The following is a 16,488-nucleotide window of genomic DNA, read 5'->3' as shown; positions in this document are numbered from 1 at the left end:
GTGGGATTATTTGACGACAAAGACGACGAGATTACAGATAAGATACTTGAAAATCAGGATCTGGATAAGGCTGCGAAAGATCTGAAGTCGAAGACTGAGAGCGAACTCGACCAGGGAAGCGTCAACAAGTACAATCTGCGGGATATCCTAGATCGACGCCGAAGCCACGCCAGTCAGATTGAGGATTCAGCCTCGACGAAAGCGGACTTAGCTTTAGAGAAAGCTGAAGATGTCGAGAGCCGTTGGAAGGAAGATTCGTTTGAGGAAAATCTGAGAAGGAATGCTGTAGACGCGGAGGATGCGAAGAAGATGAGGAAGGCCATCCGTGATTACAGGCAGCTGGTTTCCCGCCTCGCGTTGGCGTTGAAGGTCTACAAGGATCAGGATGACTTGCTGAGCGATGCTATTGATCTGCAGCAGATGAGACAGGATGAGTCGAAGGTTATGGAGATGACGAAGGAGTACGTAAGTGAGAGTCAAAACCAGTTCCAGAACATGAGCCGGGAAGTGGTCGACGAAGTAACTGACTCAGTTGAGGATCTTGAGAAGGAGTTGAGTGAGAACCACATTGAGCTTTCTGAGAATATGAAGGAGGCTGCCGAGGCTCTCGAATCCGCTGCCCAAGAAATGAGCTCACCTCAGCCTGAGCCAGCAGCAGTCTCAACGTCAGGTTCGATAGATACTGAAGAAGAACAGGTCTCCACAACTCCGGCGAACACATCCGAGTCTCAGGATCAAGCCGTGGATTCTGAGGAAGAATTGAGCGACCTCAACGGTCTTCAGGGAGATCTCTATGAACTGGTCGACGAAAACCCGGGACAGGACTTGGAGTGGTATGCGGACGAGCTTGACAAGCAGGAGCACATTATCAAGGGCCAAGTCACGAACATCCAGAAGAAAGGGTTCGAAAACTTCGGACAGCAGATAGAGGGCGTATAGCTCTTCTAATCCGGTGATGTAGTCTGGCTCTGATAATCCGAAAGCTGCGGGACAACAAGGCACAGGAAGACGTCCGATACGACGACCTGCCTGAGAAACTAGTAAAAAGGACAACTACTGTTGATTATACAGATAACAGCAGCTTCCAGAATCATCGATACCAAGTAGCGGAGTATGAGGCAGGTACGGAACCGATCCAGGGAAACTACATCAAGGACGTTACGAAGTACAAGGGACCGGTAGAGGAAGCTCCGATACAGATTTACTCCGTAGATAATGGTGAGCCAGTGATCGACCAAGAGCGGTTAGTCCACGAGATCTACCAGGAATACGGGGAAGGAAGAGTCAACGTCTACAAATTCGGCGGAAACCCTCCAATAGAATCGATCTTCGAAAACAAGTTCATAAAGAAAGTACTATGATCGAAATTGCTCAGACCCATCTCCTGATCGCATTTGCAGTCTTCCTGATAGTGCAAGTAGCAGGTCTCATAAGAGGCCTCAAGCATGGAGGCCCTCTCGTAGGCTACTTCGTCTTTACACTGCTCGGTGCAGGAGCAGGGTACTCAGTCTTAGTTGTCTTACCGCAGGTGATATAGCTATTAGACTGAAAGACGCCAAAATCTACTCGGCAGCAGTCTTCGTATTTCTGCTCGGGAATTTCTATACAAGCCTGATTCCTTGGACCTGGGTCTTCGGACTGTCAACGATAATCGGAGGAGCAGTAGCTTACTATAACTGGGATCAGGATGCCTTCGCGTTCGATTCTGAACGGAAGACAGCGAAAGTCAAGCCAGTGGAAGCACCGGAGAAGCTCAACAAGAAAGTGCAGAAGGCCTTGGCATACCGTCCTCTGAACTTGGATACAACGGACGATGCTAACCGTGACTTCCACACGGACTCAAGGTGGGTGAGAGTGGACGGTGAGAAGCACTTGATGTACGGGATCATCGGAAGGCCTCGAAATACGAAGAAGCGTGAAATACTCGCGTACATTTACGATCTCTCCGACAATCAGATCAGGAAGTACAGCGGCGATATCCACGACCCCGAAGGCAGGATCAACCCGTTCAAAGGAAAGTACAGCTGGCTGCAGGCAGAAGGCGTCACCGGGAAGCGGAGAGATGGGAGAGGAAACAAAATCACGATTAACCAAGGATCGCCTCAGGAAGAGGCCTCAACTGAGGACCGGTGATTCACAGTCGGACTATTTGAGCACGCGATTGAGGCAGGAGACCCGAAGTACCGGAAGTACAGTCAGGAAGAGGAAGAGATCGACGTCGACTACAACGGCAGTCTCCCCATCGCCTACGAAGTTGAATCTGGAGACACGGTCAATATCTCTTTGACGGATACAACGAGGATACTGCTTGTAGCTCCTACAGGCCGTGGAAAGACGGTTGCCGGGAAAAGGATTGTCTCCACAGCTTACGATGATGGATGGACACCGGTTCATTTCTCGGATGTCAAGAACGACTTCCAGTCGATCTCCTATGCAGGCGGTGCCTCAAAGCAGATGATCGAAACAATGGGCCTGATAGACGGTGAAGAACCTCACCGTGTACCTCGAAAACTGTTCCAGCCAAAGTTCCTTGTAGACGACTACCGGAACGGCAAACCATCGTACATCGAGCAGTTCACACTCGGTTTTGAGGACATTACTAAATCCGATCTGATGTTTCTTCTCGACTTCAACAGTGAACCACAGGAACAGGTCTTCGACAACTTGCTCGGAGATCTCAGCATCGAGGACGAGAACTTCATCTCGCTCAAATCCAAGCTTGATGATGTCGAGATCGAGTACACGAATAATCTCAAAGGCCCTATCAAAAGGACCCTGAACAGCTTGGAGAACAGTAAGATACTCGCCTCTAATCTGAGAAAGAACCCGTTCAACTATATCGAGTGCTGGGAGTGCCATGACTGCGACGAGTTTGTCTGGAAAGAAGACAAGGGAGAACACGAGTTGAACAATCACGACCTTGAGGAGAAGCGGGCGGTCATCTCTCTCAGTCTCAAGCACTACGACAACTATACCTACGGTGATGAGGAGAAGTTCCAGTTCTACGTCGCTGTCCTGATGAGGAACTTCATCAAGGAGATCCGCAGAGGGAATATCGAAGGTCCATTCATATTATATGGGGATGAGTTCCACGAGGTAGCTGGTCGAGACACAGGCAACCTTGTCAAGAAATACTTCCAGAAGATCCTCGATATCGCTGGAAGGCAAGCAGATATAGCAACTATCCTCAGTACACAGCGCCCATCCAAACTCCCGTATCCGCAGAGCTCAGATCCCTACGATTTCGTGGGGGATACGACGCACATGTTCATCGGTGAAGGCCTGAATCCGGTGGATTGGCGGAAGGCAGTGAACTCGACTAACCTGTACGGGCAGGGAGATAAGGAGAAGTGGCGTAAGAAGATCAACGACCTGAATCAGTACGAGTTCTTGTACGTGAACCCGGAGAAGCACGACGACGTCGAGGATTGTCCTGTAGTGAAGTTTTACAGTCCCCTGGTTCGGCACACCGGGTAGCCGTCTGCCAGTTTTATAAGTAGTATTCGATCATTTCTAATATAGATAAAATGGCTGAGAAGTATCGATGCCTGGTGCAGTGTAGAGGCTGCGGAGAAACATACAGAACAGATGCAAAGGAGGATCGCTCCGCACCGAACCGTCACTACAAAAGCCGTGAGGACGGCTGCGGCAGCGAAGAAACCTCAGTCATAGACTCGTGGCCGGTGAACGACTGAAGTGGTACTCGACACGATCATACAGTTGGCTTTCCAGCATCCAGAGTTAATGGTGACAGCTTCATTTGTAGTAGCAGCACTGTTGAGCATCGACCGCGTCCCGACTCGAGTACCATTCATTCCGAGTCTGTACGTTACAGGTGCATTGGTCTTGACTGCATCCGGATTCTACTTTTTCGCAGTTCCAAGTCCAAGCACAGGCTTTGAGCGGCTGTTCGCAGCGATAACGAACGGTATCTTTGTCGGATTCGGTTTAGTAGCGGTCAAGAAAATGATTGACATCAAAGCAGGGTGATAACAAATTAATAGTAGACGAAAAGGATCGACAGCACTCAACGTATTCGCAGGAGCAGCATTCCTGTTGATTGCAGCGTTAGCAATCGCTTCTGCCCTAAATCTCGGTCCACTGAGTTCAGTTAGTACAGGAGATGGATGCTGGCATAAGGTCCAGCCAAATAACCAGACATTCGACTCCGAACAAGATCTCCGGAACTACGCCTCTGAGAGAGGTGTCTCAATTCCTTCCAACGTCACGTTCAAAATTATCAACGGTACTCTGTACCAGGAGGCCAACTGCATAGGTGAAACGAGTGGGTAATTGTTGGAAGGCCTCAGTAGCGGCATTCTTCCTTCTCATGTTCACTGCATTTGCGGCAGCAGATACTACTTCGGTGGATACTGTCTCGTATAAGAGCAACAGCGAGTTCTTCGACGGAGAAGTTCTTCAGGCTGGTTATGTCTCGAACTTTGCGACTGACAAGATTAACGTCCATCTCGGTGCCAGTGAGATTGAGAGCAAGACCGGAGCTACTGCGGAAGAAGACTTGACTTTGAGTGTTTCTCACCAGAACACCTACGCTCGCTACCCGCTCCAGGAGACCGGTTTGAAGAAGATCTACGGCTGGGAGGGGATGAAGAAGACATTCGATACGAAAGACCAGCTATGGAACTGGGTTACCTCAAACTGTGCTGACTTCACTGAGGGCGGAGTAGCGATCGGAGATAGAACCAGTAAGGTCGAGGCCGCTGCCAAGAGCTGGTACGATTACTGGACAGGAAGTTACAATTACCAGGCCTTCTGCCTGCGGAAGAACGGGTACTACGGAGATGTAGCTGATATCGGCTCCCCGGATGAAATCTTCAGAACCGAGTGGAGGCTGCAAGCAGGCGATAAGAATCCGCAGACTGCTATAATAACAAATGGGGATGGTGGATCAGGTGTTGTCTCCAATCTTGGCCGGTATGCCAAGGTGAAATGGCAGGGTAACTTGGATACAGGTCAGAATCCTCCGCTTGTCGACGATGAACTTGCCATCCACGGTAACAACTATGAGGGCGGTTGGAGAGTGATCAGTGAGCAACGGTACGATAACTACTGGAACTACATCAAGAACGACGGGAACAGGCTTCTCGATAAGTGGAAGTCCGGAGACTATTCTGAAAGCTATATTGAAGGCCTGTTGAACGGAAAGGCCGAGAACGCTCAGAAGAGGTACAGTGAGTCTCCGTTGGCGAATGCTGAGGTCTTGGATTCCAGCTTCCAGAGTGGAGCATTGAAGGCCGATATGGATAGTCGATTGGCTTACCCAGAGTTCAATGTCTATGTTGATGCCGGTGAGAACGGGTACATCACTGTCTCGAAGCCGGTTGGGAAGCCGAAGATTGTTTCATCGAGTGGTGCCAGTTTCGGTGAGCTCAGTAGCGGCAGGATCTCTGTCGACGTGAAGAACGTGGGCGGGGCGGAAGGCAGTTTCTCAGCCCGTGCTGGCAGCTGTAGTCAGTACTTCCAGGCGGATGCTCTTCAGAATACGAAAAGGGTTGCTCCCGGTGAGACTGCGTCCTACAGTTTCCGGGTTACGTTCACTTCGACGAGTATGCAGCAGGCCTCGTATACAGGTCGATGCAGTATCACTGTAGAGGATACGGGGAGTGGTCGAGAGGTTTCGACCAGTGTCTCGGTGGAGGCTACGCAACAGTCTGAATGTACTCAGGGCAAGGAGATTGTGAAGCAGAAGAACGGGAACGACGTCATCTACAGTTGTCCTGACGGTCTCAAGATTCAGAAGCAGGATACGTGTACGGGAGAGTTGAAGGCGGTTTTCGTCAACAACGATATCCAATACGATTGTAGGGAGGAAGGTACCGGTGGTGGATCTGGTGGAGGCCTGTTCGGTAAACGGTTCACTCTCCCAATCACCGGTACTCAACTGAGTAATCCTCTGAATGCTTTCGAGAATATCTGGAGCGGTGACGCGAATGCGTTGAACTGGTTGCAGGTGTTTGTAACGTTCATCGCGTTCCTCGGCGGGTTCGCCTTGGTCGGTGTCAAGCTCGGTAAAATTGTAGACGGACTTGCGACAGAGTTCATCCCGGTAAAGGATTCCCACGTTAGACTGGTGATAGGCCTTCTCGGTGGAGGAATGATCGCAACAGCGGTCTATCAATTGGTCACAGATCCGTTAGGCCTCTTGGTCACGGTACTGGGCTTGGTTGTGATGGGTTATCTGTATCTCAGTGCGAGTGCTCCTGAAATCAACCTCTAAGGATTTTCTCCCACCGTTCTTTTTTAAGCAGTAAATCCAAATTCGTTGATAGGATGTGTCGTTTTTATCAAAATCCGTTAAAGGCAGGCAGAGAACCAGTACGGGATCTGCTTGGAGAAGGTTTCGACCTCAGCTACTCGGATCTGTCACAGGGCCAGTATCACGAACGCTCTGGTTCGATGGCTTGGAGCCAGCCACTTGAGAACCGGAGTGAACCACATACGCCTGGTAGCGGCGACTCCGATAGCACTTCTGAATTATTTGGGTCGGAAGCCAGTTCTCCAGCTGATCCAGTCTCTGTCTGACCCTACACCGCAGGAGGTGACAAATTAATATGGCTACTGGAAAACAGCTTATCGGAGGAATCCTCGGAGCATTCGTTCTCGGAGCGCTAATTGTTGGAGGTGCCACAGGCAACCTGCCGTACATGAGCTCAGCGAACCCAGACCCAGCGAACAACGGGTCAAACCCAGGTTCTAACGTGGCAACTGGCGAATCAGCAACAGTCTCCATCGCAGCCTTTTCCCAGACCTCGGACTCGAACGCACAAGTAGCAACTACAGTCCATGCCTGGAGGATCGGTGACAGCAAAACGTACGATCTAGGAAGTGCATCCGCAGGCGCAGACAGTAGAGCGAACTACAAAGAGTTCGTAACAGGAACCAGTGCAAAAGTAACTGCCTTCGGCAGCACCTACGACTACGGAATCACGAAGGAGAAGTTCGTTGACCAAGTCAGCGAGCTCATCAACATCAAGGTCTGGAAAGGTGTATCCACATCCAACATCGCAGTCAAGTTCTTCGGACCGAACGGGAACACCGTTTCATCCGTAGATCTGTCTGCTGATGAGAGAGTAACTCTCGACGGACTGCAGGTTGGCGTCAATGTCAACAAGAGGGCGTACAACCCGAAGGTTGTCCTCGTCAACAAGGCATCCAACTCCAATCTGAGCAAGGTCTCCATGCCTAACGCTGAGAAGATAGCGATGCCAAGCTCTGCACCTGACAGATTCGACAAGGCCTACGCAGTATACCCAGCGACAAAAGACAAGGAACCACTGCTCACAGCCTACGAGAAAGAGAGGTCAGGAAGCATCGTCGTCAAGGCAGGCAGCAGCGGAACTTCCGGCGAACCTCTTGAGTTCGCAGTCCTCGACTCAGCTCCATACATCGAAGGCAACCAGGTCAAGTGGGGCGTCGAGAACGCAGCAACACCTGCTCAGGACACCGGTGTACCGATGGTCACTTCGAGCATCACGCTCAACTAAATGGGTGACCGTCTCTGACACCGCCACCAACAACTTCCCTTCCTTTTTCCCTTTCTTTCTTAAATAGTAGATTCACATTCTCACCTGTACGAGAGGTCGAGAAATTTCTGTATGTCTCTAATCGCAAAGCTGCTTGAAATCACATTAGAGGACTGGATATACCTCGGATTCGCAGCTCTACTCGTATCCGGAGGCTTTCTCTACACGATGTACACTCACTCTAATTTCGATGCTCAGGCCCGGTTCGTGATGCGTGAAGGCCTCGACGCATTTGATGACGGCCAGGCCCCGGTCCTGACCTTCCCCGTTGAGGAGGTTGAGGAGCTTAACGATGTAGGAGCGGCAAGTATCGGTTACAACGCTGCGGATGAGCGTCTTTTCTGTATGAAGGTGGAGGACAAAGTCGTGACTCGGCTACGTCTTGTCGACGAGATCTCGAAGTCGGAGCACGATGCTGTCGCCGGTAGCTGTTCAACTCTCTTCTCTCCTACAGAGTTCGACGGCTTCACCCATACACAGCCGGATTTCAGTCAGAGGCTTTCTGAAGAGGATCGCTCTCTTGAGTCAGATATCAGATGGACCTGCATCATGTATGATCAGATCGTGCAGCTTGAGGGAGAGGTTGGAGGCCTGAACTGCTGGAAAGTCGTTCAGACGCCTGATGGCCACGAATTTGAGCCTGTAGAAGTCGGAATCAGAAAAGCGGGCTGACCCGACCAGATACCTCAGATTTTAAAAACTTCTTTCGGCAATTGTGTTGTTATGGATTACTCAGGTAGACGCATCACTCGCTGAGAGGGATTACATATGAGAGCAACTAATTCACTTCTCGACCTACAGCTACACCCTTCTAAAACCGGTTACAACGACTTCAGAACTGACAGGGCTTGATACGTCATCAGTCAGGCGAAAAGCCCGGTGATGTACGCCACGATTCTTTCTACGTGGCTTGGTTCAATACTTTTCTTCGGTGGTGAAGCACTGCAGATTGTCGGTTCGATCAACGGATTTCTGGGGAAGGTTGTTGTCGGATTCCTGCTCGCATCGATTTCGGTTTTCTGGCTGTACGGTATCTACAACATCGTGGTCCAGATCTTCGGTTACCTTCCACGGACCACACCAGAGAAACTCGACACGAAACAAGTGGAGAGATTGGATGCTGCGATCCTGCTTCCGACGTTCAACGATTTCGACGTCGACACCGCGAGAGACTGCATCCAGCAAGGCTTCGACGCTCCTCTGTACATCCTGGACGACAGCACTGAGGAAGAGTTTCGGGACAAGGTCGACGAGTTCGCCCAGCAGTACAGTGACGTGGAGGTTATCCGCAGAGAGAACAGGGAAGGATTCAAAGCCGGTGCGTTGAACCACGCCGTCGAACATATCGACGCCGAGTACTTCGCGGTCGTCGACAGCGACGAAAGACTCCCAGACACGTTTCTCTCAGAGATCCTCCGCTACTTCTCCGCTCCTGATGTAGGATTCGTCCAAGCCAACCACGACACTAACAAGCAGGAATCACGGTTCGCACAGCTGCTCGGCAAAGGCATCGATATTCACTGGGACCGGTATATGCCTCAGCGGAACAGGTACGGCTTCGTTATGTTTCTCGGCCACGGCACCGTTTTCCGACGAAGTGCCTGGGAAGAGATCGATGGTTTCCCTGAGATGGTGTCTGAGGACTTGGCGTTTGCTACCCGGATCCGTGAACACGGATACAAGGGAGTGTTTGCTGACGATGTCGTCTGTGGCGAGGACTTCCCGGAGGATTACTATGCGATGTGGAAGCGGCACATCAAGTGGAGCGCTGGGACGACAGAGTACATCGTCGAGGAACTGCCTCGTTTCCTGAAGAGCAAGGCCTCGGTCACTGAGAAACTGGATGTAGCCTTCCCGGTGTTGAATCTGCCGTTGTCCACGTTGTTCCTCTCGTATATTCTCGGTGTGACAGCCGTATTCGGCCTCGGCTTGGACCTCGAGTTCAGTGCCGGGTTCTACGCGATGACGTTGGCGACCCTGGTCAGTCCTGTCCTCTCGTTCCTCATCGATATGAGGGACAAACCGTTGCAGTTGGCGAAGTTCTTAGCCGTCAGTACAGCGGTATACTGCAGCTTGGCTCCTACTGCCGTGAAGAAGATCGTGGAGATAGTCCGAGGCGATGATGCGTTCTTCCATACGACTCCGAAGCAGGAGAATGGAGTCCACGTCTCTCATCAGGTCCGGGCGATGCCGTTCACGCTTCTGTCGGGTGTCTTCGTCTCGGTGGTAGGCCTGCTGTACGACTTGCCGTTGCTGGCGGTCGGATCCGCGTTCCTCTTGGCACCTGGTTTGATTCTGTGGAACCATGACTCAGAGAGCTCTCGCGTGGTCCGGATGTTGGCGTGGATGCCAGCGGCATTCCTGATGACTGGTATCGTAGGAACTGGCTTGTCGATGCTGGGTTACGGAGAAATCTTGGCGGCAGCAGGTCTCGCCGGGTTAGCCGGGCTGTCCGGAATCCAACTCGCCAGGGTCTAAACCCGGCTTCTATCTTCTTCCCTTTTCGAGAAGGCTTTGCTAATCCTCTTTCTCGTCCGGAGTAGTGACATCGATGTTCTGAATCGTCTCAGAATGCTTCTCGGTTTTCTCCATCCGGGTCTGATACTCTTCTCTCGCCTGTTCCCGAAGCTCTTCGTTCACCTCTTCTAATCTGGGTCGGAGAGCGCCAAGGCCTTCCTGCAGGTCTTCGAGTTTCTCCTCGATCTCCTGGCTTACCTCGTCCCCGCTCTTTCCTTCGATAGAGACCCACCATTCCAGCCAGTTCCCGTTCACATCACCCACTTCGACTTCCGGGTAACCGGTCTCAGGAGGGTATTCAAGAAGGTCGACGTTCCCGCTGACCAATAGCTTGACCCGCAGACTTTCGTTGCCCGGTGAGCCGCGTTCCTCTTTCCGTAGTTTGTCGTAGTCGAAGGAGGGAATGTTCAGGCCGACAGCGTTCATCGTCCCTTCCACGAACTCGTCTTCCTCGATCTCCGGGATCTCGTCGATGGCAGAGTTCTGGTGGGTGCTGCTGATCTTGTCCATCCGCTCCTCTTTGAGCTCGTCGAGTCCTGTGTAGGGTTCTTCGCGGAACAGGATGCCGCCAGTGATTGTCATATAACGGCTGTTTTGAGCGTGGTGATGAAAAGGATGTGTGGTAGATGAGGTATTCTGAGGGGTGGCGGTGATCGATCTCTATCGAATGCACTTTTTTAAATAACGTTGCACCTATTTTTTATATGTCTGATCGGAAGGCCTTGCTTCTGTTAGCAGCAGCTTTGTTTCTCACAACGTCGGCGTTAGCAGCCGAAGTCAACGTAGCAGGCCTTGATTTTGAGAACGTGAAACCTCACTTTACAGATAGTGACATCCGGTTCGAGACTTCCTATATGAATCAGACTCTTTCGCCTACGCAGGTTTTCGTTCCCGATCAGCTGCATAAGAACGTCGGGCAGAAACAGTACCAGTTGACGACCTGGGATGGCTACAACGACCAGGGTGATATCATCAGTGAAGAAGCGATTCTAAACGTCGGATACCAATTCGAGAACCCTTCCTGGAGTGAAACGTATACCTGGCAGGACTCTGTTTATCCCACGAGAGCGGTTGCAAGACTTCTGGGTAACTGCGGTGGGGAATACTACGGTGGCTGTCAGAACTCCAGTTACCCTCAAACCTATTTTGATGCATATCAGCAGGCCAGGGCATCAATAGACTCTGAAAACGAGAGTAGAGTCTTCACTTTCTCATTCAACGATACAGGGACTACCAGTTCTGGCAAGGAATACAGTGTTGAGTGGGATATCGATGTCAGAAGCCACTATGAACACTTGATCGTCAACTACGACCTGATCTACAACGAATCAGGGAAGCCTGCAGAAGTGGTCTGGGAGAGCCAAAACGTGTACAGCGGTGATGATCCTCAACTGATCCCGGTCAGCGGTCAGATCAACAAGTACGACGGGCTCAACACACCCTCAGATGACTACGTCGACCGGTTCCTGATGCAGTACGACAGAAGGTACGAGGAGAATCCTCACAACGTCACCGTCGTCATCGCACATCCCAAGGATGAAAAACTGCTTTCCGTTGACTTCGGCAGGAACACTGAGGAGCTCAACAGCAGTCATTATTCAGAAGTTGTCGACACAGCCCAGCAAGTGAACAAGACAGCCACTCTCCTCAACGATACCACGGACTACAGTATCAAGGCCTATAACACCACAATCGAGGCTAATTCTACTACGACTCTGCAGTACAAGATTGACTCTTGGGAGAACGAAACTAACAACCTTCGGATGTGGATTCTTGGTTCATTTGCTGGAGGTTCAGGAATTTCAAGCGATCCCTATGAGATTAGCACCTGTTCACAATTCAATGATATGTATAATCATCTATCCTCTTCTTTTGAATTAGTATCTGATATTAATTGTAGCGGTACGACAGTAGATGGAATGGCTTATGAATCAACTACAAGTTTAGTTTTTGACGGTAATGGACATACTATTTCAAATATAGATGTTTATAGATACAGTAATGGTATTTGGGGTACTCTTGAGGGAACAGTTTATAATCTTCGGATAAGAAAGTTCTCGGCAGATTATATTGGTGGTAGGTCTGGTTCTGTTGCTGCTGTTGTGAAAAATGGAGGTTTAGTGGAAAATGTTTCTGTCTCAGGTTCGTTTGAAGTTGGTTCAAGCAGTGGTACAAGTTATGGAGAGTGTGCAAAGTTTGCTGGAGGATTTGTTGGGTTTATGGATGGAGATGCTACAATTAGAAATTCTTATTCTCATGTAAATATTACTTTGAAATGTGAGAACTCTATTGGTAATGTAGCAGGATTTGCTATGGCGAAATATTCTACAAGTACTTTGAAGAATACTTTTTCAACTGGTAAAGTTGTTGGTGAACGTTCAGTTAAATATGGATTTGTAAGTTCTACTTATGAAGATCCAACTGTCACTAACGGTTATTGGGATACTGTAAGTTCTGGAATGTCTACAAGTGAATATGGTACTGGACTCACTACTTCTGAAATGACGGGTAGTTCAGCATCTTCTTATATGAATTTTGATTTTGCTAATGATTGGTGTACGAGAGAAAATAATTATCCAGGTTTGCAAATTTTGGGAGAGTGTAATTCCCCACCTGTAATTGATTCCCTGAAAAACCCGTCTGATTCGGCTAAGGTAGATTCTAAAAGTCCTGTTTTCTCAGTTAATGTGAGTGATCCTGATGAAGATCCTCTTACCGTTGAGTACTACTTGAATGGGAGTGTGGTCGGTGAGAAGACTGGTGTTTCCAGTGGTTCTACGAGCACGTTCGAGGTTTCAGGCCTTGACTGGGGTACACAGTACAACTGGGGCGTCGTAGTATCGGATGACAGCGGTGCCTCGGTCTCAAGTTCTACGTACTCGTTCACCACGCAGAAACAGCCCCAGATCACGGGGGGTGAAGTAGTGGTGAGCGATGGGTCTGCTTCACTGGAGTTCGGACTTGACCCGCAGGGAGAATCTGACATAGCAGGTTTCCACGGCCTTTCCTCTGCCTCGATGTTCACGAACTCTTCATTAAAGAGTAGTATCGGTTTCCCATTTCAGGCCTCGGTCAACGTCAGTGACAGCAAGGGAGCGTACTCTGGCAACAAAGACGTAGACTTGGCCCGGACAGATACAGGGCATCGCCAGGACACAGATCAGGTCAGCAGTCTCAGCACTCAGTACCTGAACCAGACCTACACCCTTGTGAACCAGGCCTCTGACCCGATCAACTACACGGTCGGGCTCTCCATACCCGGCACTCTTGACTCTCCGGATCAGTGGGCAGGCCTTCTCTCCGGAGGCAGCAGTGTTACTCATACAGTGGAAAGCCACGGAGACTGGATCGTTAACGAAACACTCTCCACAGTCAACCGAGGTCAGAACACTTCGAAGACGAGTTCGCTCACAAGCCAGTACGTCTTCAACAGGACAGAGCTCACAGCAGATCTGAAAACGCTCGACATCTCACTCAGCAACGTCGATCTCTCCAGTACCTGCAGCATCGACACACAGGGGAATATCTCAAAGATGGATTCCTTGTTGACGAAGGAGTGCTGGAACCGGACTTTCGCCGTCGACCACGTCAAAGAGAATCTCTCCGAAGTCAGGCCGGTCAACGACACTATTCGCATCGGATCCACCATCAAGGCCACGCGGACAGCCCAGGTCAACAACACGGCAGATCTTAACTTCCAGAACCTGTCGACAACGACCGCGTTCAACCAAAAGGCCTGCAGCCAGGAAAACCAGAGCGTCGTCGATCTCCCTCCACAGGCCGAGAAAGAGTTCGCCGTCGAATACAGCTGCAGTACCGGCACTGTGTATGATCAGGATACGGAGGTCCTGTTGAACACGCCGAGCAGCTACTACGACACGGTCAAGCTGAACTTCAACGTCAAGGTTCCTTCCAACGCCACCGAGGAATCCACGCTGAAGATCAAGTTGGACAAAGACAACGCACCGGAATGGGATAACCGGGAATCCAGTTCAGTAGATATCAACGCCTCTGGTTCAGGCCTCAACATCAACGAAACACAGGAAAGCATCTACGTCATCGTACCGGAGGACTACGGTAACTCTTCGCTTCACGAAGGCACGTACAACGGCATCCTGAAATACAAATACAGGACGTCAAGCGAAGGAGGCGGCACCGGTGGAAGTTCCGGAGGTAGTGGTCCTGTTCCACCGCCAAAACCGACAAACAATACGACGGTGAAGGCCTCTTTCGACACTCAGCAGTACTACACGGTGGACTACGGCGGAACCCAGGTGAAGTACCTCACCGTCTACAACTTCGACAAAGAGCCGAATAGGGTTACCGTTGCCACGCGTAACTCGACGGCGTGTCGTTTTGTCGAAGTGAAATCCGCGGTCAATGTTCAGGAACCGTACCGCAGTAACGTTACTACACTGGTTCCGAGCAAGACCCAGGGAACGTACAAGCAGTCCTCAAGTATCTTATTAAAGGCTAGATTCGAAATTCCAAGTAAGGAGAAGCTCCGAGAGCTTGGCTTAGACGGCAAGTTCACCTGCAAGTTCGACACCGAGGCAAGTCAGGGAGAGGCAGGTCAGCTCGCTGTAACCGTTAAGCCGGTTCAAAGATTTGACCCAATTGAGGAATTGAAGGAATTGCTGCCGCAGCTTCCCGATCAACTGGTCCGGTCTGAGAAGGTGTGTCTGTCCTCCAGTCTTTCCAGTGCTTACAGCTACTCGGATAGTGGGAAGTGTAAGGGACAGGTCGAACAGGTCCCGGTGCCGACGAAAGATTCGGCAGGCCTGCTCGGAACAGCATTGTTCGGCTTCCTCCTAGTAGCATGGACAAAAAAGAGGTGGATCTGACCAAGTGGGAGATCTTACATCGATACTGAAGACTGCACAGAACTCGGAGTATGACTACGTCAACCTATTCGTCGTTCTATTCGGCACACTCGCCTCCGCAGGAGGATTCATCCTCTACGGTATTCAGGGAACAGTAGGAAGCGGAAACCAGTTTGATGTCATCATTCTCGGTGTAGCGTTCTTCCTCCTCACCTTGTTCGGATGGCTGATGATCTATATCATCGGAGGAAGCCTGACGAAAAGCGAGGCCTCATGGCCTCAATCAGCTTTCGCAACAGTACTGCCGATGGTGGTCCTGAATTTCGGAACACTCGTCTCAAACATTCAATTGAGTGCTTTCCGGCTGCCGAGTAGGATGTACGCTTCTGCAGCGATGACCGGTGAACCTGCTTCAGTACGGGATATCGTCAACCTGATCTTGGCACCTGGAGGTGAGAACATCGCATTGCTCGGCCTCGGTTCTGTAATCTCAGTCGTTGTCTACGAGAAGACGGGCAATGCCCCTCTCGCTATGGTCGCTGGTGCATTCCCTGCCGGAGTGTTTTTCTCATACATCCACGGCTTGACCAGTCTCGGATTCAAGGCCGTAGCGTTCTCTATAATGTTCGTCTCTGCGTTGTACCTGTACGGTGCGGATCTCGGAGTTTACCTTCCGTTGAAGCGGTACATCCCGATAACCTTCGGATTCTTCTACGGCGTTCACAGAAGCATTAACACGTCGAATGCAGGAGGCCTCGTCGAGTTCTACACCACGATCTTGTCTGCACCGGAACCACTGCTGTACGTCGGCCAGGCAATCGTTATCCTGGACAGTATCATGTATCTCTTGGCCGGGTACTACGTTGCTGTGAAACTATTCCAAGGCCTAACCATCGGTGCGAAAATAACGGACGAAGTAGTTGGGTGACGACTTTGGCCTCCGCCAGCAAGTATTCATGCTAACTGGATGTGCTCGGAGTCTTGAAGACACTTCTGTATACCTGAATGATGGAGAGCGCCGATAACCAAGAGTGCGTCGTCAACACGGTTTTCTTCGGCGTATTCCTTGATGTCGTAGGCCATTTGTGCATCTCTGGCAGGCATGGTTCCGATGGCGAATGCTCCGAAGATCAGGACGGCAGCAGCTACAAAGACAGAAGAAACAGCTGCGGAGACCGGTATCCACTGAGCGGCGTCGGCAAGCGTCGGTAACGCGAGGATTGCCAAGACTACGATTCCATGATGCAGGAACATCCAGAGAAGCCTGTATTCAGCGATGACGTCGAAAAGATCCATGTCGACTTCGATGATCTCTGCGTCGTATTCTTCTGCTAAGTCGTATACAATGTGGGAGTCATGGAGTCCTAACACTTGGAAGAATTTCTGGCCAAGCAGTATGATGTAGATAGCGGTGATTAGCAAAGGGACAGTGGCTAAGTTGGCAAGTTGCTCGAGTTTTCCAGGTCTCTTTGACAGTGGAGCTTCGACGAAGATGATATCCAATCGGTCGAAGTTGTCAGCCTTAGATTTTTTCCGGCGGGATGGTAGCGTGATGTGGTTTCCGCCGGAGATGTGAAGTTCTGTCGCCGCCATTACGTAAGGTA

At 50.6% G+C, this 16,488-nt stretch carries 11 protein-coding genes; 9 read left to right on the top strand and 2 right to left on the bottom strand.

Annotated features, from left to right (window positions below):
* The 7 genes from HALNA_RS15520 (at window position 1) to HALNA_RS15490 (ending at window position 10,022) form a co-directional block, all read left to right on the top strand.
* Complete coding sequence (locus HALNA_RS15520; protein WP_049937250.1) at window positions 1-939, top strand: hypothetical protein; 939 nt, start codon at window positions 1-3, stop codon at window positions 937-939.
* 795 nt (window positions 940-1,734) lie between these two features.
* Window positions 1,735-2,133, top strand: coding sequence for a hypothetical protein (locus tag HALNA_RS15515; protein ID WP_049937249.1), 399 nt, complete (start codon window positions 1,735-1,737; stop codon window positions 2,131-2,133).
* Between the two features lie 150 nt (window positions 2,134-2,283).
* The gene (locus HALNA_RS15510; protein ID WP_157573586.1) at window positions 2,284-3,477 is read left to right on the top strand and encodes a hypothetical protein; all 1,194 of its coding nucleotides are present in this window, start codon (window positions 2,284-2,286) and stop codon (window positions 3,475-3,477) included.
* A 799-nt stretch (window positions 3,478-4,276) separates the two neighbouring features.
* A complete protein-coding gene (locus HALNA_RS15505) occupies window positions 4,277-6,238 on the top strand; it encodes a COG1470 family protein (RefSeq protein ID WP_157573584.1) in 1,962 nt (653 codons plus the stop codon).
* Window positions 6,239-6,572: 334 nt separating this feature from the next.
* The gene (locus HALNA_RS15500) at window positions 6,573-7,505 is read left to right on the top strand and encodes a hypothetical protein (protein ID WP_157573583.1); all 933 of its coding nucleotides are present in this window, start codon (window positions 6,573-6,575) and stop codon (window positions 7,503-7,505) included.
* A 111-nt stretch (window positions 7,506-7,616) separates the two neighbouring features.
* A complete protein-coding gene (locus HALNA_RS15495) occupies window positions 7,617-8,216 on the top strand; it encodes a hypothetical protein (RefSeq protein ID WP_049937245.1) in 600 nt (199 codons plus the stop codon).
* A 210-nt stretch (window positions 8,217-8,426) separates the two neighbouring features.
* On the top strand, window positions 8,427-10,022 hold the full coding sequence (locus HALNA_RS15490; RefSeq protein WP_049937244.1) for a glycosyltransferase family 2 protein: 1,596 nt from the start codon (window positions 8,427-8,429) through the stop codon (window positions 10,020-10,022).
* Between the two features lie 39 nt (window positions 10,023-10,061).
* Here HALNA_RS15490 and HALNA_RS15485 read toward each other — a convergent pair whose 3' ends face one another.
* Window positions 10,062-10,643: a hypothetical protein gene (locus HALNA_RS15485; protein WP_049937243.1), complete on the bottom strand. Its 582-nt coding sequence runs from the start codon at window positions 10,641-10,643 to the stop codon at window positions 10,062-10,064.
* A gap of 122 nt (window positions 10,644-10,765) precedes the next feature.
* On the opposite strand from HALNA_RS15485, the gene HALNA_RS20245 reads away from it, so the two are divergent.
* Together HALNA_RS20245 and HALNA_RS15475 are read left to right on the top strand one after the other, a co-directional pair.
* Window positions 10,766-14,905 carry a hypothetical protein gene (locus HALNA_RS20245; protein ID WP_157573582.1) on the top strand — a complete coding sequence of 1,380 codons (4,140 nt, stop codon included), beginning with the start codon at window positions 10,766-10,768 and terminating at the stop codon, window positions 14,903-14,905.
* A 4-nt stretch (window positions 14,906-14,909) separates the two neighbouring features.
* Entirely contained in the window at window positions 14,910-15,812 is a 903-nt protein-coding gene (locus tag HALNA_RS15475) for a hypothetical protein (protein WP_049937241.1), read from the top strand.
* Window positions 15,813-15,838: 26 nt separating this feature from the next.
* Here the strand turns inward: HALNA_RS15475 and HALNA_RS15470 are convergent, their stop codons facing one another.
* Complete coding sequence (locus HALNA_RS15470) at window positions 15,839-16,477, bottom strand: hypothetical protein (RefSeq protein ID WP_049937240.1); 639 nt, start codon at window positions 16,475-16,477, stop codon at window positions 15,839-15,841.
* Between the last annotated feature and the right edge of the window lie 11 nt (window positions 16,478-16,488).

The organism is Haloplanus natans DSM 17983 (assembly GCF_000427685.1).
In the GTDB taxonomy this organism is placed as follows: Archaea; Halobacteriota; Halobacteria; order Halobacteriales; family Haloferacaceae; genus Haloplanus; species Haloplanus natans.
Note: the sequence above shows the minus strand (reverse complement) of the source record. Positions and strands in the feature narration are given on the sequence as shown.